Consider the following 16,357-nt stretch of genomic DNA (forward strand, 5'->3'; position numbering starts at 1 on the left):
GAGGTCGATGCGTTAGGTGTTTTACCACCTAAACGCATCTGATAAGGCGAGGATTACGCTTTAGTTTGCAGAGCTTTGACAACCGCTTCGCCAAGCCCTTTCGCTGATGCAGGGTTTTGACCTGTAATCAGTCGGCCATCTACGACGACTTTATTTTCAAAGATCGGTGCTTCTTCGAATTTTGCGCCATCTTTTTTCAGCGCGGCTTCGAGTTCAAACGGAACGATCTTGTCGTAATGGCGGAAAGCCTCTTCTTCTGCGGTAAAGCCGGTCAGGCGGCGGTCTTTAATCAGCAGTTGACCATTGCTGAGCTTCACATTCAGCAGACCCGCCGGGCCGTGGCAGACGGCACTGATGATGTCATTTTTCTCGTACATGGTACGCACGATGTTGATCAACTCAGGGTTGTTAGCGAAATCCCACATCGGTCCGTGTCCGCCGACGAGCAGGATCGCGCTATATTTCGCTGGATCAACCTTTGCCAGCGGGATGGAATTAGCCAGTTTGTTGCGGTGTTCTGGGTTAGTCCAGAAATCCAGACTCGCCCGATCTTTGAGATCGAATCCGTCAAACGGAGGCATCCCACCTTTGGGACTGGCGATATCGTAAGGCAGACCGACTTTGTCGAACACTTCGACCGGGTGGGTCAATTCAGGAAGCCAGAAGCCGCCAACGAGATCGGGTGTTTTTTTATCCAGACTGGAGACGACGATTAAGACCTTCTCTTCTTTCAGATTAGCCTGGGCGAAAACGGGGGAGGCTGCGGCAAACACAGCCATCGCGGCGATAAGACCAGCACAGCGCTTGATGATTGACATAAAAAAACTCCTTTCAGCAGGTGGTGATGGTCGCCACTATATCCGTGATAATGGGTGGAAAACAGGCGGTAAAAGTGGAATGCATTGTTTAAAAAATCGATGTAATCACTTTATATTGGCGTGATAAATTATCGTAAAATGCGTTTGATGATCCCTGTGTTGCATGACGATGAGGAACCCTGATGGGGCAATCCGATAGCTTTGATGGACTGGCAGAATTTCTGGCTATAGCGAAACGCTTGAGCATTCGCAAAGCCGCGATCGATCTGGGTAAGACGCCGGGATCGGTGAGTTTGTCGCTCCAAAAACTTGAGCATCGCCTCGGCGTGCTACTTTTCCACCGCACGACACGTAAGATGGCATTGACGGAAGCAGGGGAAGATCTGCTGCTGAGAATCGGGCCTGCGGCACACGTTATCGCAACAGGTTTTGAAGATGTGGCGCAATCGGCAAAAAAACCATCGGGGACGTTGAAGCTGATCGTAGAACGCTTGGCATTACCCCATGTCATTGAGCCGCTCATCCCTGCATTTCGTCAGGCGTGGCCGAATTTGAATATCGATATCACGGTGAGTAATCGTCACGATAACTTCGTCTCTGGAGGCTATGATGCTGGCATCATGATCGGTTCCTATATCGAACAGGATATGATTGCAGTACGGCTCTCCCCACCATTTAAGTGGGCGGTATTCGGTTCGCCGGAATATTTCAAAGCAAACGGTAAGCCTAAAGCGACGCGCGATCTGGAGCATCACGAATGTATTCGCTTTCGCCGCCCTGAAAAGGGAGATATTTACCGGTGGGAGTTTGTCGAAAATAAAGAAACTGTAAGAGTTGAGCCAGCCGGCACAATTACCGTGAACGATGGCGAGCTCATGCGTAGCCTCGCGGTCAGGAGCGTTGGGCTTATTTACTCATCCACTTTCCATACCTCACGCGAGCTGGCAAACGGCACGCTGGAAGCCGCGTTACTCGATCTCTCGCCGGGAAATGACGGCCTCTTTCTTTATTTCTCAAGAGCCGCCAGGAATCAACCTAAATTGCGCGCGTTTATCGACGTGTGTTCGCAAATAATTAAGACGTGAATGAATAGGCCGAGCTAGTCCGTCAGTCTTTCGAAGCGTATTCAACTGAGCCTGTTTTACATTCGTACATGGCAAACAGCGAGTGTGTTTTCTGTGGGCCGGAAACGGTGACCGCTAAGTTATAGAACTCGGGGTCGGATAACGTGGGTGAAGCGGCTTTATCAAAAGCAATCACTGGTGTTGCGGTACCGAGGTTTTCGGGTTGGAATTTAGTCCAGCGCGGAATACGGTGTGTCAGGAGATCGTGCTTCACATGGTCAACGGCTTGCTCATACGTCACCTCCAGGCAGGACGGGCCACTATGTCTGAGGTAATAATTGTAGCCAGCTAAGGCGATGACCGCTGCCGCAACGCAACAGATCGTCTTGGTTCTCCATCCCATATCTCTTCTCCCTGATAAATATAAACAGACGCCCAAAAATAAAGGAGCTGCGTGATTAACGCAACTCCTTGAGTTTGGTGGCCCCTGCTGGACTTGAACCAGCGACCAAGCGATTATGAGTTTTAAGTCACTTAAATCACTGTTTTTACTTGATATAGAAAAATCAGTAATTTATCGCTTACTCATCCCCTCCAATATACCCTAATATTACCCATAATTACCTATGTGAAATATCCCCGGCATATCCCCGGGGTTGGGGAATAGATGGAAACCTTGAGATTCACAAAGGCCGCTCTTATCGCGATTGAACCCGATCAGAGTAAGCGCCTGGAGTTCGCTGATAGCGTTGTTCAGGGCTTGCGCTTACGAGTTACGCCAACGGGCGTAAAGTCTTTCTGTGTGACGCGGTACCGAGATAATAAATTTATCCGTGTGACGTTGGGGCGCTTCCCCGATCTAACCGTTGATAGTGCCAGAGCCAAAGCGTTGGAATTACTTGGTGAGGTGGCGGCGAACGGCAAGAACCCAAATGTGTTAAGGCGTGCAAAGAACAAAGGCACGGTAACGCTGGAAGAGGCCATCAATACTTATATTCATAACCGTGGACACCGACTTAAAGCGACAACAGAACATCAATATAGAGCAACACTCAATAATTTCTCTGGTGACTGGATGAAGCAGCCAATGGCGAACATCAGCCGCGAGCGAGTAGAAAACCGACACAAAGCCATTACAGAAGGCACTGTATGGTTTGGGGTCGATAAAAGCACTCTGCGTTCTGGTGTAGGCTCCGGCAGTAAAGCACAGGCAGATTTATGGGCGAGAGCCTTACGCGCTGTTTATCGATTCTCCTACGATCATTACCGGGATGATGAAGGGAAAACCTTGCTCCCCGAACCGCCTACGATGGTGCTGAGCACTAAACGTCAGTGGCATGGAACGGTCAGAAAAACCGAGCGTATCCGTACCCATGACTTAGGGCGCTGGTTGAAAGCCGTTGATGCCGTTAGAGAGAAAGCCACAGAAACCCGGGATGATATTGCTGTATCCATGTGTGATGCGATCGATACCGCCTTATTTACTGGCTTGCGCCGTTCGGAGGTCTTCGGCCTGACGTGGGACAGGGTGAATATGGGAGGTCGCTATTTTTGGATTGATACCACCAAAAACGGCGATCCGCTGGAATTACCCATTACCGAAACCTTACTGAAAATATTCCGGCGTCGTCTCCAAGTAAAAGGAGCAACAGACACTCAGGTTTTCCCTGGTCGGAATGGTGGAGTTATCCGGGAACCGCGCAGGGTGATTGCGCGTATCGTCGCAGCCACTGTTCCAGAGTCTAATCCTGACGCTCTGCCTGCAATCGAGTTCAAATGTCATGATGCCCGTAGAACGTTTGGCACGGTGGCGGAGCTGGCTGGGGTTGGATCTTATATTCTGAAACGTCTTATGAATCATAGAACGTTGCGCAGCGCTGATGTAACGCAGGGTTATCTTCATTTCGGTGCTGATGAATTGCAGGAACCAGCCAGAAGGATAGAACAGGCCATTCTTGAATATGCTGGGCTGGTGGAAAAGGTTACTAGTTTAGATGCTCAACTGCTGTCAGTAATGGGGACGATGGCGGAAGAGGAGAAAAGAAGAATGCTTTTTGCATTACTTAACCAATCAGATAGTGGAGCGCAAAGGTGAGCGATCTATTGCCTAGAATAGATAGTTTAATTAGAGAGGCATCTAAGGATTCAATTGATTTGTCAACGATCCCTTGGGATGAGCTTGTTTTAATAGTTAAGGCTATTACTGTTGATAAAGGTTTATATGAAGAACCTATATCCGGATATATAGCGAAAGAACACGAAGATGAATATAATTTCCTTAGAAAAAATGGGAAAGTTGAAGAAGCAATTGAGTTGTTTAAAAGAAATGGGGTATTGGATACACATGAAGATACTAAAAGCTTTTGTGCGGCAGTACTTATGTATTTCCAAGGGGAGAGAGAAATTGCTCAGTCTCTAGCTGATACCGTTTATGCTTCGATGTTAAGGCGAAAATATTATCCACGGCTGTTTAATAAAGTGGAGGACAGTGCTTATAAAAGTAAGTTGCGTGAAGTAGCTAGGAAACCAAGAAATCCTAATTATGATGAAGCTATACGAATAGCCTCACTAACATGGAAGAAATTCCCCAAAGCTAGTAAAGGATCTATGTGTAGGAAATTACATGATTTTTTTAAAGAAAAGAAAAAGAAAGTGAGCATTGATACTTTAGATAAATGGATAAGAAATTCAAAAATACAACCACCTAAACCAAATGCATACGTTAATTTCTCACTTGTAGTAGAAGAGGGGGAGTAGCGGTTACCCCCCCCGCATAACCGCTACACAGTCTATCCACTACCATTTTTCACGCCCATAGTTTCACCGTTGTTACCTAACTGACACGGTGAAGCGTTATGAATGCTATTGAAGCAAAACCTACTAAATTTACTCGACCAGAAGCAGCCGATTATATCGGGGTGAGTCCGCGAACGTTGGCGAATTGGCATAGCTCTGGGCGTGTGAAAATTCCCTTCTATAAAGTCGGTCGCAAGAAAACGATCTATCTCAAATCGGATTTAGATGCCTATCTGGCGTCAGTTCGGCAGTGTGCGTGAGGTGGCGAATGGATGAAATGAAAAACGCCCGTGCTACCGAGCGTCAACTTGAACAAATAAAACCTGCTGCGCAAACTAATATTGCTGGTGGACATAATAGCCAGCCAGAGCGGATAAGGCCAGTCCCTAAGAAGCATCGCGCAAGGGTTTTCATGTTGCGTTCCGGTGCTGGTGGGTTTACTGAGAATGACATTCTCCGCCATTGCCGCCTTTCTTCTGGTCGGAATTACGCTACTGAATTAGAACGCCTGCTTGATATTCAGTTAGAGCGTATTGACGAACCGAACACAGACGGGATCGGCAGTCACTATCGTTATCGGTTTGCAAAGCGTGATGATATTTCCCGCGTCATTCGCCTGGTAAATACCAATGCCGATATTAACGGCCACCAGCCGCTTACCCAACAGGAAATTAACCATATCCTGAGCCTGTACCCGGATTACGCCGCCAGCTAACGGAGCCTGATTTTATGACATCAAAAAATAATGACCTTAACGGTCAGGGATTCGCTCACCCTGAAAACAGCCAGAACGATATTTCCAGTTGGTTTAATGGTCGAATTTCTCAGTACGGTTTTGTGCAAGGAACATATTTTGATCAATTAACACCGGAATGGGTGGAAATTACCGGAACTGGTCACCCTGATGTTGATTACACCATCGCTTCGGACATGGCAAAACATTTGGGGGTAATCATGCGTAATGCTTCCATACTGTTAATCAACACTGCGCACACTGTACGCAAAAACCGCTTGCCGTTTGCTGTAAGTATGGGCTATGGTCATATGGCACCAGCAAAATCTGGTGCCGGGATTGGCGTCCCGGTAATGTTACAGGCGACACATGACGCGCCTAGCGTCTTTTTTTGTGTCCTCACATCTGCACACCCTTTTTTCAGCGTTGCGGTTATAATTCGCGGCGCTCACAGAGTAATGGTGGGCTGGATGGGGGCGGAGCAATCCGCGCCGGTTTCCTGTAACGCCGGTTACGCCAACCCTGTTCAGCTCACCACCAGTGAAATTGGCGTTTCCGGTGGTGGGATTACATCCCAGTTACAGGAGGCTGCTACATGTCGGCTACTACCCCTACCCAAAAACCGCAATTTGTTTGGCTTATTGCCGCCGTTCGTCGTGACGGTGCGACGATCACCCCTGTTATCCACCATATCCCTGCTGTTTCTGAGCGTGAAGCCCGCCGCGTATTGGTTCGTGATCATGTCTGCTTTTTCGCTGGTCGCCTGCCCGTTCAGGAGGTGCGCTATGTTCGATAACACCCCGTTAGAACTGGAAGAAATTATCGACCAATGCCGCGCACTGGCCTACGCCGCGGTTAGTACCGATGAACCTCAAGCGCGTGAAATTCTGCTGTTTGTCCTGCAAGAACGTATCGATCACCTGTACCGCGCCAGTCAGGCAGAACCTGCACAAGCGGAGGTGTCCCATGACTAGTAATGCGCAAAACACAGCCGCTAACCCGTTCAAAGGCATGGCGATGAATGCCGAGGATGCGATCACTAATATTGCCGGATTGCTGAATGCGGGCATGTTTCTGATGAACACCGAGCGCCACCGTAGCGTAGGCATTGAGTTAATCGATATTGCTCATGATTACGCCTGTGAAGTTTCTAAAGGGGGTAGCCATGCCTAACCAGACACCAACCATTACCGCCACGCTGCAAGTTACCCCTGATTTCACAGGGCGCGTGCTGGTGTACGTGAAGAACGGCAGAGCCACCAGCGACCGCCGACTATTCGATGATGAGCTGGTGGCCGGACTCGATACCTTTCTGGAGCTGGCAACCCGTGCGGGCTATCAGGTGATTTCACCGGACACAGGGGCGGCAGCATGAGCAGACAGGTTTATGAAATCCAGTGCAAGGTTGAGGAAGCGTTACACCACGTCAAAAAATCGAAAGAGATCCTTGATATGTGGCTGAACCTCATCCCAAACGATGAAGCCCGCGAGGGTGAATCTATCCGTGTCGCTATCGTGATGGATCAGGTTATCGAAGCCATTTCCTGTCTGGAAAAGGCGGAAGAGATGGGTGTGAGTAAGACAGGAGACACAAAGTGAATCGACTACTTCCCTTTTCCACGCTGGCGACGCAATTCGCCAGTGACCACATCGAGGCGCTGCCCGAAGGTATCCGCATTACGCTTCAAAACGCCGCCACACAAGGCAGTGAGGTGCTGCTGATATCCTTTGATGAAGGCGTTGCTCGTCTGGATAGCGATGCTTACGACCATGCCTTATTAACCGGTATTCACATGATCCGCGCACTCACTGACGCCGTTGTGCTGGGTTACTTCCAGCCCAGTGACAGGCAGCAATTGATTCTATGGCGCTGGTTCGTCTCGGTGAAATTCGTGCTTGAACAGGAAGCGGCAAATGGCCATATCACTGTATTCGATGAGCAGGGACGCCAGACGACCGCCGTACTGTATCGCGGCAAATACGGAGATATCCCTATTTATCCCCATGCCGAACGTTCTGCTATCGCCAGCACTGTAGAGCGCGGGCTGGTGGAGTGTTATGGCGAAGAGGAAGGATTACGCCACGCGCTGACGTTCTATGTCGCCATGATTGACTTTGCCGCTGACGGGCTAACCGATATCGGACGCGGGGTGATGGCAAAGTTGCATGACGGCGCCATACAGACCATCAAACTGGGTGGCGTTCCCCCAACACTGACGGCGCACTGAGGGCGAGTGAATGCGTAATATCGATTTTATTCGCAAGGTATCCGCCGCTGCTGGTGGACGCTGGCCTGATGTGCTTTCTCAATTGGGGATCGAGGTTCCCCGTCATCCAACAACGCTAACCCCTTGCCCGGCCTGTGGCGGTACCGATCGCTTTCAGTTCGATAATCTGGAAGGGCGCGGGACATGGCATTGCCGCCACTGTGAGCCGGAAGCCGGTGACGGGCTGGCGCTGGTGATGAACGTTCGCCAGTGTGCCGCGATGGACGCCGCGCAGCTGGTGGCGGAGGCGTTGGGTATCGATAGCCAGATATGGGAACAACCCACCCGCCAAAGTGAACCGCCAACGGAAAATAACGGGAGTTCCCCTGCCGTTGAAGAAAAATCCCAGCGCTTTGCCGCACGGCTGGCGACGCTGACCGCACAGGCACAGCCGGGGGAGTCTGCTTATCTGGCTGGGAAAGGGTTAACCGGCTTTTCTTATTCGCTGCTGCCTGATGGCTCCCTGCTGCTGGTGTTACAGGACGCGAACGGTGCCACCATCGCCGCACAGACAATAAAACCTGATGGTAATAAGCGGCTGGTGACGGATTCCACCAAGCGCGGGGCGTATCACGTTGTTAATGCCTCAGAACAGCCCGATACGGTGATTATTGGTGAGGGACTGGCGACTGCGTTAAGTGCTCACCTGATGCGCCCTGATGCGCTGACCATCGCCGCTATCGATGCAGGCAACATGGTGCCGGTCGCAAAGACGATGCGTGCTCTGTATCCCAATGCGCAAATCATCTTTGCCGCGGATAACGACATCGTGGCAGGTAAGCCGAACGCGGGGAAAGACTGGGCAGAGAAAGCCGCCCGTGAGGTGAACGGCTGGGTATCCCTACCGCCCACCAGCGAAAAAGCCGACTGGGACGATTACCGCCAGCAACACGGACTGACCGCCGCGACACAGGCGTTTTCCGATTCGCTCTATCCGGTGCCTAGCGGTGATAAACCGACACGTGACGACCCGTTAAGGCCGCGTGTAGAAAGCCGAAAAGATGGCGTTTTCTGGCTTACCCCAAAAGTGGATAAAGACAGTGGCGAGGTGATCAACAACGAAAGCTGGCTATGCTCCGCGCTGAACGTGGTGGGCATTGGTCGGGATGAAAAAGATCAATACCTGATACTACGCTGGCGGGCAATCGGCGCGAACGCAGATACCACGCAGGCTATACCACTGGCTGATATCGGTGAGCGCGAAGGCTGGCGAACGCTGAAAAATGGCGGTGTGAACGTCACCACCAAAAACAGCCTGAGGGCGATACTGGCCGACTGGCTCCAGCGCAGCGCGGTGCATGAGATTTGGCATATCGCCCACGCCACAGGCTGGCAGTGTGGTGCCTACATCATGCCGGACGGTGAAATTATCGGACAACCCGACAGGCCGGTACTGTTCAACGGTCGCAGCTCTGCGGCGGCGGGCTACACCGTCAAAGGCACTGCCGAAAGCTGGCGTCACAGCATTGCGCGGCTGGTGGACGGCAACTATTCCATGATGACCGGCATAGCGGCGGCGTTATCTGCTCCGCTTATTGGGCTATCTGGTTCGGACGGGTTCGGTATCCATTTCTATGAGCAATCCAGTGCCGGTAAAACCACGGCGGCGAATGTCTCCGCCAGTCTGTACGGCAACCCTGATTTACTGCGCCTGACGTGGTACGGCACCGCGCTGGGGCTGGCGAACGAAGCCGCCGCCCACAATGACGGCCTGATGCCACTGGATGAAGTCGGGCAAGGCGCTGACCCGGTGAGCGTGGCGCAAGCCGCCTATGCCCTGTTTAATGGTGTTGGGAAGCTACAGGGAGCCAAAGAAGGCGGCAACCGGGATTTAAAACGCTGGCGCACGGTGGCGATCAGCACCGGCGAAATGGATTTGGAAACCTTCATCGCCAGCGTAGGCAGAAAGACCAAAGCCGGGCAACTGGTACGCCTGCTGAATATCCCGTTAAGCAAGGCGATGCGCTTTCATGAGCACAACAACGGCAAACAGCACGCCGATGCGCTGAAAGATGCCTATCAGCGGCACTACGGCGCAGCCGGGCGCGAATGGATCAAGTATCTTGCCGACCACCCGCAACAGGCTATCGAGGCTGTGAGAGCAGCCGAAATGCGCTGGCGCGGGTTAATCCCCTCCGACTATGGCGAACAGGTTCACCGCGTGGCCGCACGGTTTGCCGTGATGGAGGCGGCGCTATCGCTGGGCAAGGTTATTACTGGCTGGGATGAGCAGACGAGCCGCGACGCGATACAGCACAGCTTCAATGCCTGGGTGCGTGAATTCGGTACCGGCAACAAAGAGCACCAGCAGATTATCGAGCAGTGCGAGGCGTTCCTGAATGCGTGTGGGCGAAGCCGGTTCGCGCCACTACCTTACGATAGCGCCAGCCTGCCTATCCGGGATTTGGCCGGATACCGTGACCGCGGCAAACACGACGATTCACCGATGGTGTTCTACACCTTCCCCGCCGCGTTTGAGGGCGAAATTGCCAAGGGATTTAACGCCAAACAGTTTGCCGAAATCCTGCGCAGCGCGGGTATGTTGACCCCGCCCACCAGCGGGCGCGGCTATCAGCGTAAGTCTCCGCGTATTGATGGGCGACAGATAAACGTCTACGTCCTTCAGTATCGCCCGGAAGACGGCCAGCCAGAATAGGATTGCTTCACACACGTAGAAAGTGTGTTGGTTCAGTAAGTTCAGTTGGTTCAATGTGTAAAGATGATTGTTATGTAAGGAAAATATTTCCTATTTTGAACCAACACTGAACCAACAAACGGGCATTTTGAACCAACAGCGATAAACGGCTGAGGAGAGGAAAACAACCATGACAGCACAAATTTCCGCTTATGGTCGCCTGGTGGTGGACGTGCAAAGCCGTACCACCAGCAACGGTAACACGATGAGTTTCACCCGCATGGCGGTACCGCTGCCCTGTCAGAAGGCAGAGAACGGCGAGGCCACTTTCTGGCTGGCGGTGACGGCCTTTGGCAAACAGGCGGACGCGCTGGCGAAACACCAGAAAGGCGACCTGATGAGCATATCGGGCAACATGCAGATCACCCAGTGGACAGACGGCCACGGTAACGCGCAGATCGGTTATCAGGTAATTGCCGACAGTGTGGTAAGCGCCCGCACGGTACGACCCGGAAGCCGCAAAGGTGCGGCAGGCCAACCCACTGATGCGCTACGCCGCGCACATGAACAAAGCGCACAGGCTGACGGCCGTCACGCATCTGATTTCAGCGATGACGCGCCATTTTGAGGAGCACCACAATGACAGAGAACACACGTACCGTATTGCGTCTGAAGCGTGCCACCGTGAACAAGGTAACAACGCCGGGACATGTCACAGCCAAACCTTCACAGGCAACGGACAAAACAGGCAATAAGCAGCACCGCAAGAACCGGAAAAAACTCGAACGGCTGGTTTTACTCTGGCCGGATACGTTCAGTCTGGAAAATCCCCGCCCGCTGGCTATCGGGATCGATAAGGCGCTGGCGGCAGATATTGAACGTCGCCAATTATCCGGCGCGGGTTCGCTGCGTTTTTCGCTGGGGTTGTATGTCCACCGCTCTGCCTACATCAAAGCGCTGGCCGCTGGTGGGCAACGCTATGACCTGAACGGCAATCCTCTGGGGGAAGTCACCACCGAACAGCAGGAGCGTGCCAGAGCGCAGCGCAAGCAGAAAACCGCCCTGCGCACAGAGGATGCAAAATGCGACTGACGCAGGCACAGAAGGCGGAGATTATCCGCCTCAAACGTGGCGGGATGGGTTACCGCACGATAGCCACGCATATGGGTATGAAACACCCGACCGTGCGCAGTGTCTGCCAGCGAAGCGGACTGTTTGCGGACAATCCGGCGCATAGGGCGATGTTCTCCATCCCTGAACCGCGTTACAGCACCGCGCTGGCGACCGTCAAACCGTTACCCCCACAACGGGTGATTACCGGACACCGCCAGACAGATGCGTATCTGTGGGTGCTGGAGGTTATCAAGCTGGATGAGCCTGCCCACCTGCCAGCGGCCGAAATCGCCCTGCAAAAATTCACCATCACACCGAAGGAGGCTGAAAAACTCTACCGCAACTGGATGGTGTCGCAGGGGCAAGAATTGTTTATTGCGGCATTCAGTACCATCGGGATGGATAATCCGCAACGCTGTATTGAGAACGCGAGGAAAGCCATTGATACCGCCAGCCAGGTACGGGCGTATTACGGCAGCTATGAAGCCGCGATGGAGCCAACCGAGCCAGAGCGTCTGATTGAACAATCCGGCTTGCTGGTGGATAAGCACTACGGTATGACACCGGACGAGGTAACGAGCGGAGAATTGAAAGGGCTACGTTGCGTGGATGTAGCTGATGCCCGTTCAGTCGCTCACCGGGGCTTTTGTGACATTCTGCCAGAGCCTCACACGCTTTCGGATGTGGTGATCGAGTTTGAATACTGGAATTGGCTCTATGCCGTGCGCAACGCCGCCAGCAAAGAACTGGGGGATATGTCCTATGAACACAATCCATGCGTCTGTGATCGGGAAGATTGGCTGAGTGGCAAACTATCCACGATCAGCCCGATCCACCAGCAGGAGGCACTCGCCGTGCTGAAATGGTTCCTGAAAAGCGACCGGCACCAAGAATATGGCGGGAATAACGATGCGGTGTACCTCAACTTGCTGGGTGGCGGGCTGGATGGGTAAAAGCACTGATGAACAGCTATATTCTGAATCAAATACACTTCACCAATATTGATAGAGGATGTGATTGATAATGAATGAGATAGTAATTTGGATTAAAGAATACCGATTGGATTCTATTTTTACCTTCCTATCTGCCATATGTTGGTTAATTTCCAGTCTTTACACATCAAGAACAAAGCCCAATGTGGTAATACTCGCCATGGGAGAAGGTAAGAAGCCAGTAGACATGCATAACTTGGTATTAAGTATGCAAACCCAAGCGAAATGGAATCGATTTGCCGCCTTTTTCGCATCAATAGGGTTTATATGTCAGACGCTTTAGTTTACAGGGCAATGTGTTACCTATTTAGTTAAAGACTGAAGGCACCCACCAACCGGATCAATCCGGTTTTTTTACATCTCAACATCCCATTATTTGCAACATAAATTGATATCGTTTTAATTTATGCAATAATAACCACTGTATAAATATCATGTATGGGGTGTTATATGACCGCACGCGGGAAAGTGGTACCAGTATTACTCAGTAAAGAACAGGTCAGCACAATTCGCCGTCTTCAGGAACAGGAGCGCAGCAAGTCACCGCTGGGCGTTGCGCCCACTATCCATGTGATTGCACGCAGCCTGATGGATAAAGCGCTAAAAGATATCGAGGTAGCACATGGCTGAAACCATTGATTCGCTGCTGGTATCGCTGGGGCTGGATGTTGATAAAAAATCGTTCAAGGAAGCCACCGACGCACTGAAAGGTGTCAAGGATACTGCCCTGCTGCTGTTCTCTGCTGCGGGGGGTATCACTGGCCTGAATGTGATGACGGCAGGCTTTTCCCGCATGGTGACGGATTTAGAGGCATTCAGTAAACACGCCAACATTGCCCGTAATGATGTGCTGAGACTGGGTTATGCGATGGAGCAGTCTGGGGGGAAACGCACCAGCGCCAACAGCCTTATCGACAAGGCCAACTCATGGGCGCTCACCGCCACCTATGGCACGTTCAGCGATAAAGCCTTTATGAATAACGCGGGCGTTAACCCTCATGACCTGCAAGGCAAGGACAGCGTGGAAGTGATCAAGACGATGGCTGATTACTATAACCAGGCGGCGGCGTCCGGCTTTGATGGCCTGCAAAACTTCCGCGAAGGGATGAACATCAATGAAGATGATGAAAAGCTCTTTCGTATGGGGCGTGCAGGCATTGATCGATACTTTGCCGAATTCAATAAGCGCAGTACCGGCGTCAGCGACGATGACGTGAAAATCGGTACGGAATACCGGACGGCGGTCACTGACCTTGCCACCAACATGATGGATCTGAATAACTCCATTGGCGCACTGCTGACGCCAGAAATTACCAAACTTATCCAGAAAACCGACGAATGGCTGCTGGCGAACAAAACCGATATTGTTTCGTCTATCCGTGAAAGCCTGCCCTATATCAAAGGGATCGCGGCGGGTGTGGCGGTACTGGCGGCGGCAAAAACGACTAAGGCGCTGGGTATCCCCGGCTTACACAAACTGGGTTTACCCGTGGCGGCGGCGGTGACTGCTGAGCCGTTTATTGATGGTGCGTTGAATAGCATTTTTGGCGAGTCTGAATACTTCCAGAATATCCGCACAGCACCGAGCTGGGGCGATTTCGGACAGGCACTGATCGGTAATGGCAAAGGCCGTTATGAAAATGGCCGCTGGATTTCCCCCAACGATAGCCCCGCCACCAGCCCAACGATGCCACGCAGCGGTGAGCATTCACTGTTTTCCTCCTTAGAAGGCAAATACGGCTTACCGCCCGGCGTACTCAATGGCCTTTACCAGACTGAATCCTCTGGTGGCAAAAATCTGATATCCCCCAAAGGCGCACTGGGACCATTCCAATTTATGCCCGGCACAGCCAAAGACATGGGGCTGTATGGCTCTGATGTTTTCAATCTGGAGAAATCCGCTGATGCGGCCGCACGCTATATGCGCCAGTTGATGGACAGGCACAACGGCAATCTGCCCAAAGCGCTGGCGTCGTATAACTGGGGTATGGGGAACGTGGACGAGTACGGCATGAACGCCATGCCAGCGGAAACGAGGAAATACATCGGCAAGGTGACCGGTCACATGCCCACCAGCCCTACATTTAACGAACTGATGGCACCCTATAATACGTCGCCATCCTATCCCCGCCCACGCAACAGCTATAACGATGATGACGGCGAGTATGGCAGCGGCTCCCGCTCATCACGTCCGGTAACGATTTCCAACCAGATCACCATTAGCGGCGTGGCGGGCGTAGAAGAAACCGAACGCGCCGTTCGTCGTGTGATGGATGAGCAATCGCGTGAATATGTGGAGCTGATAAAAGATGATGGTCGATAACGTAAATTATCAGTTTGGTCGGGACTACCTGATAACCATTTCAAGCAGTAGCAGCAGGGGAACCCTCACATTTTCCCCGCCGATGCAGGTTATTTTCAATGTGTCCCATACGCCGGGTAACAAGACCGGTAAAGCAAAAATCACGATCTATGGCACATCAAAAGGTATGCGCTGGGATATTTTTAATAAATACGACACGGTAGAGATAAAAGCCGGTTATCAGGGCAACTGCGGGCTGATTTACCGAGGGCAGATATTTAACCGCTCAACGCAACGTGAAGGTGTGGCCACCACGCTAACGCTGTACTGCTTCTGTAATGGTAAGAAAATGTCCAGCTCCTTCATCGCACACACATGGGGTGAGAACACGCCTGCTATTGAGATTATCCGGGATACCGCTAACACCTTTGGCCTGCCAATGGAAATCATCGGCGACTTCTCTGATCTGCCCCCCGCCATTCAAGGCAAAACCCTGATGGCAATGACCAAAGACGCGATGGACGCCCTGAAGCGTATTTACGATTTTGAATGGTGGCTGAAAACAGACGGCGTGGCCATCATCCGTAATGGCGCAGAAAAGCGCGGCAATCCGATAGTGATCGACATGAACCATGGCATGGAAGGCATACCGCGCATCTATATGGATTATGTCGAGGTCGATGTCAGATTGAATCACGTCATTACTCCCGGTGATGTCATCCGTGTGTATTCCGAGCATGAACAATTGGGCTTTAGTGATATGTACCACGTCAATATGCAGGAGTATTCACAAGCATTCCGAAACAAAAGCAGGCTGGTGGTGAAAAGCGTCGATCACATCGGCAATTTCTGGCGCGATGACTGGACAACCACCATTACCGCTTATATACGCAGCAACAAGGTGGCACAGCCATGGCAATGAGTAATTCACAGGAAAACCCGCTATACCGCACAATGGAAGCGGTGAAAGCCTCCGCGATACGGGATGTGATGACGACGATCCCCGGCCATATCATGGCCTACAATCCAACGACCCAACGCGCACAGGTACAGTGCGGCATTCAGCGCAAGTTAGCCGGTCGCTATGTTGATGTACCCATTATTATCAATGTGCCGGTGCGCTTCTCTGGTACCGCTGAGTGGGCTGTCTTTCACGAGCTGCCAGCAGGCACCGAAGGGCTTGTCCATTTTGCCAAACAGTCTATCGATGCGTGGATCGATCAGGGGGGCATTGTTGCGCCTGCTGACGAACGTCAATTCTCCGCTGACGATGCGTTTTTCTCACCCGGTTATCGATCGCTGAAAACCGCTATTCCCGACCTGCCCACATCTGGCATAGGAATGACAAATCGTGACGGCTCTGTGCGTATTCACTTGACCGATAGCGGCATAACTCTGACGTGCGGCGGCGTTTCGTTGACGGTTTCACCTGAAGGGATAACGCACAGCGGAAAAACAACGTTAGACGGGCGGACAGCGGTTACCGCTGGTGGCCTGTCAGTAGGGAATATCGAGTTTAGTGATCACGTTCATGACGGCGTGGAAACGGGTACGGGTAGCACGCAGCGACCACGATAACGCTTTATCGAATACGATACCGGATTGGTACCGGACAGCTACCGGCCACCAGCAGAACG

Annotated in this window: 20 protein-coding genes and 1 pseudogene; 19 read left to right on the forward strand and 2 right to left on the reverse strand. The window is 51.9% G+C overall.

Translation table 11 applies throughout. From position 1 onward, the window contains the following. Window positions 1–53: 53 nt before the first annotated feature. Complete coding sequence (locus HP572_RS00450) at window positions 54–818, reverse strand: type 1 glutamine amidotransferase domain-containing protein (RefSeq protein WP_240584475.1); 765 nt, start codon at window positions 816–818, stop codon at window positions 54–56. A 182-nt stretch (window positions 819–1,000) separates the two neighbouring features. On the opposite strand from HP572_RS00450, the gene HP572_RS00455 reads away from it, so the two are divergent. After that, a complete protein-coding gene (locus HP572_RS00455) occupies window positions 1,001–1,903 on the forward strand; it encodes a LysR family transcriptional regulator (RefSeq protein WP_240584476.1) in 903 nt (300 codons plus the stop codon). Window positions 1,904–1,925: 22 nt separating this feature from the next. Here the strand turns inward: HP572_RS00455 and HP572_RS00460 are convergent, their stop codons facing one another. Beyond that, window positions 1,926–2,285, reverse strand: a complete 360-nt coding sequence (locus HP572_RS00460; RefSeq protein ID WP_240584477.1) for a protein YebF — start codon at window positions 2,283–2,285, stop codon at window positions 1,926–1,928. Between the two features lie 264 nt (window positions 2,286–2,549). Between HP572_RS00460 and HP572_RS00465 the strand changes: the two genes are divergently transcribed. The 18 genes and pseudogenes from HP572_RS00465 to HP572_RS00550 all read left to right on the forward strand — a co-directional run bounded on the left by HP572_RS00465 (window position 2,550) and on the right by HP572_RS00550 (window position 16,298). Next, complete coding sequence (locus HP572_RS00465; protein ID WP_240584478.1) at window positions 2,550–3,977, forward strand: site-specific integrase; 1,428 nt, start codon at window positions 2,550–2,552, stop codon at window positions 3,975–3,977. Next, window positions 3,974–4,639, forward strand: a complete 666-nt coding sequence (locus HP572_RS00470; RefSeq protein ID WP_240584479.1) for a hypothetical protein — start codon at window positions 3,974–3,976, stop codon at window positions 4,637–4,639. Before HP572_RS00465 ends, HP572_RS00470 begins: the two co-directional genes overlap by 4 nt. 98 nt (window positions 4,640–4,737) lie before the next feature. Beyond that, complete coding sequence (locus HP572_RS00475; protein WP_240584480.1) at window positions 4,738–4,938, forward strand: helix-turn-helix domain-containing protein; 201 nt, start codon at window positions 4,738–4,740, stop codon at window positions 4,936–4,938. Window positions 4,939–4,946: 8 nt separating this feature from the next. Beyond that, window positions 4,947–5,393 carry a hypothetical protein gene (locus HP572_RS00480; RefSeq protein ID WP_240584481.1) on the forward strand — a complete coding sequence of 149 codons (447 nt, stop codon included), beginning with the start codon at window positions 4,947–4,949 and terminating at the stop codon, window positions 5,391–5,393. 14 nt (window positions 5,394–5,407) lie between these two features. Then, window positions 5,408–5,980: pseudogene (locus HP572_RS00485) on the forward strand (ash family protein); the annotation flags it as partial. A 26-nt stretch (window positions 5,981–6,006) separates the two neighbouring features. After that, window positions 6,007–6,207 (forward strand): host cell division inhibitor Icd-like protein, encoded by a 201-nt coding sequence (locus HP572_RS00490; protein ID WP_240585814.1) that lies wholly within the window; start codon window positions 6,007–6,009, stop codon window positions 6,205–6,207. Window positions 6,208–6,377: 170 nt separating this feature from the next. Beyond that, window positions 6,378–6,584, forward strand: coding sequence for a hypothetical protein (locus HP572_RS00495; RefSeq protein WP_240584482.1), 207 nt, complete (start codon window positions 6,378–6,380; stop codon window positions 6,582–6,584). Further along, entirely contained in the window at window positions 6,577–6,786 is a 210-nt protein-coding gene (locus HP572_RS00500) for a hypothetical protein (RefSeq protein ID WP_052201314.1), read from the forward strand. Before HP572_RS00495 ends, HP572_RS00500 begins: the two co-directional genes overlap by 8 nt. Further along, a complete protein-coding gene (locus HP572_RS00505; RefSeq protein ID WP_240584483.1) occupies window positions 6,783–7,010 on the forward strand; it encodes a hypothetical protein in 228 nt (75 codons plus the stop codon). The genes HP572_RS00500 and HP572_RS00505 overlap by 4 nt, the downstream gene beginning before the upstream one ends. Then, window positions 7,007–7,639 (forward strand): hypothetical protein, encoded by a 633-nt coding sequence (locus HP572_RS00510; RefSeq protein WP_240584484.1) that lies wholly within the window; start codon window positions 7,007–7,009, stop codon window positions 7,637–7,639. Before HP572_RS00505 ends, HP572_RS00510 begins: the two co-directional genes overlap by 4 nt. A gap of 10 nt (window positions 7,640–7,649) precedes the next feature. Beyond that, window positions 7,650–10,334 carry a TOPRIM and DUF927 domain-containing protein gene (locus HP572_RS00515; RefSeq protein WP_240584485.1) on the forward strand — a complete coding sequence of 895 codons (2,685 nt, stop codon included), beginning with the start codon at window positions 7,650–7,652 and terminating at the stop codon, window positions 10,332–10,334. 169 nt (window positions 10,335–10,503) lie between these two features. Further along, on the forward strand, window positions 10,504–10,941 hold the full coding sequence (locus tag HP572_RS00520; protein ID WP_240584486.1) for a single-stranded DNA-binding protein: 438 nt from the start codon (window positions 10,504–10,506) through the stop codon (window positions 10,939–10,941). Between the two features lie 11 nt (window positions 10,942–10,952). Beyond that, window positions 10,953–11,405 carry a ProQ/FINO family protein gene (locus HP572_RS00525; protein WP_240584487.1) on the forward strand — a complete coding sequence of 151 codons (453 nt, stop codon included), beginning with the start codon at window positions 10,953–10,955 and terminating at the stop codon, window positions 11,403–11,405. Then, window positions 11,396–12,379: a helix-turn-helix domain-containing protein gene (locus HP572_RS00530; RefSeq protein WP_240584488.1), complete on the forward strand. Its 984-nt coding sequence runs from the start codon at window positions 11,396–11,398 to the stop codon at window positions 12,377–12,379. The genes HP572_RS00525 and HP572_RS00530 overlap by 10 nt, the downstream gene beginning before the upstream one ends. A gap of 489 nt (window positions 12,380–12,868) precedes the next feature. Then, complete coding sequence (locus HP572_RS00535) at window positions 12,869–13,048, forward strand: hypothetical protein (RefSeq protein WP_039357591.1); 180 nt, start codon at window positions 12,869–12,871, stop codon at window positions 13,046–13,048. After that, window positions 13,041–14,741 carry a lytic transglycosylase domain-containing protein gene (locus HP572_RS00540; protein WP_240584489.1) on the forward strand — a complete coding sequence of 567 codons (1,701 nt, stop codon included), beginning with the start codon at window positions 13,041–13,043 and terminating at the stop codon, window positions 14,739–14,741. Before HP572_RS00535 ends, HP572_RS00540 begins: the two co-directional genes overlap by 8 nt. Next, complete coding sequence (locus HP572_RS00545) at window positions 14,728–15,642, forward strand: hypothetical protein (protein ID WP_240584490.1); 915 nt, start codon at window positions 14,728–14,730, stop codon at window positions 15,640–15,642. The genes HP572_RS00540 and HP572_RS00545 overlap by 14 nt, the downstream gene beginning before the upstream one ends. Further along, a complete protein-coding gene (locus HP572_RS00550) occupies window positions 15,633–16,298 on the forward strand; it encodes a Gp138 family membrane-puncturing spike protein (protein ID WP_240584491.1) in 666 nt (221 codons plus the stop codon). The genes HP572_RS00545 and HP572_RS00550 overlap by 10 nt, the downstream gene beginning before the upstream one ends. Window positions 16,299–16,357: the final 59 nt, after the last annotated feature.

Source organism: Pectobacterium sp. PL64, assembly GCF_022477975.1.
In the GTDB taxonomy this organism is placed as follows: Bacteria; Pseudomonadota; Gammaproteobacteria; order Enterobacterales; family Enterobacteriaceae; genus Pectobacterium; species Pectobacterium jejuense.

Coding starts and splice junctions, on each gene's coding strand:
- HP572_RS00450 (WP_240584475.1), bottom strand. CDS start 818: ATGTCAATCATCAAGCGCTGTGCTGGTCTTATCGCCGCGATGGCTGTG.
- HP572_RS00455 (WP_240584476.1), top strand. CDS start 1,001: ATGGGGCAATCCGATAGCTTTGATGGACTGGCAGAATTTCTGGCTATA.
- HP572_RS00460 (WP_240584477.1), bottom strand. CDS start 2,285: ATGGGATGGAGAACCAAGACGATCTGTTGCGTTGCGGCAGCGGTCATC.
- HP572_RS00465 (WP_240584478.1), top strand. CDS start 2,550: ATGGAAACCTTGAGATTCACAAAGGCCGCTCTTATCGCGATTGAACCC.
- HP572_RS00475 (WP_240584480.1), top strand. CDS start 4,738: ATGAATGCTATTGAAGCAAAACCTACTAAATTTACTCGACCAGAAGCA.
- HP572_RS00480 (WP_240584481.1), top strand. CDS start 4,947: ATGGATGAAATGAAAAACGCCCGTGCTACCGAGCGTCAACTTGAACAA.
- HP572_RS00490 (WP_240585814.1), top strand. CDS start 6,007: ATGTCGGCTACTACCCCTACCCAAAAACCGCAATTTGTTTGGCTTATT.
- HP572_RS00495 (WP_240584482.1), top strand. CDS start 6,378: ATGACTAGTAATGCGCAAAACACAGCCGCTAACCCGTTCAAAGGCATG.
- HP572_RS00500 (WP_052201314.1), top strand. CDS start 6,577: ATGCCTAACCAGACACCAACCATTACCGCCACGCTGCAAGTTACCCCT.
- HP572_RS00505 (WP_240584483.1), top strand. CDS start 6,783: ATGAGCAGACAGGTTTATGAAATCCAGTGCAAGGTTGAGGAAGCGTTA.
- HP572_RS00515 (WP_240584485.1), top strand. CDS start 7,650: ATGCGTAATATCGATTTTATTCGCAAGGTATCCGCCGCTGCTGGTGGA.
- HP572_RS00520 (WP_240584486.1), top strand. CDS start 10,504: ATGACAGCACAAATTTCCGCTTATGGTCGCCTGGTGGTGGACGTGCAA.
- HP572_RS00525 (WP_240584487.1), top strand. CDS start 10,953: ATGACAGAGAACACACGTACCGTATTGCGTCTGAAGCGTGCCACCGTG.
- HP572_RS00530 (WP_240584488.1), top strand. CDS start 11,396: ATGCGACTGACGCAGGCACAGAAGGCGGAGATTATCCGCCTCAAACGT.
- HP572_RS00535 (WP_039357591.1), top strand. CDS start 12,869: ATGACCGCACGCGGGAAAGTGGTACCAGTATTACTCAGTAAAGAACAG.
- HP572_RS00540 (WP_240584489.1), top strand. CDS start 13,041: ATGGCTGAAACCATTGATTCGCTGCTGGTATCGCTGGGGCTGGATGTT.
- HP572_RS00545 (WP_240584490.1), top strand. CDS start 14,728: ATGATGGTCGATAACGTAAATTATCAGTTTGGTCGGGACTACCTGATA.
- HP572_RS00550 (WP_240584491.1), top strand. CDS start 15,633: ATGGCAATGAGTAATTCACAGGAAAACCCGCTATACCGCACAATGGAA.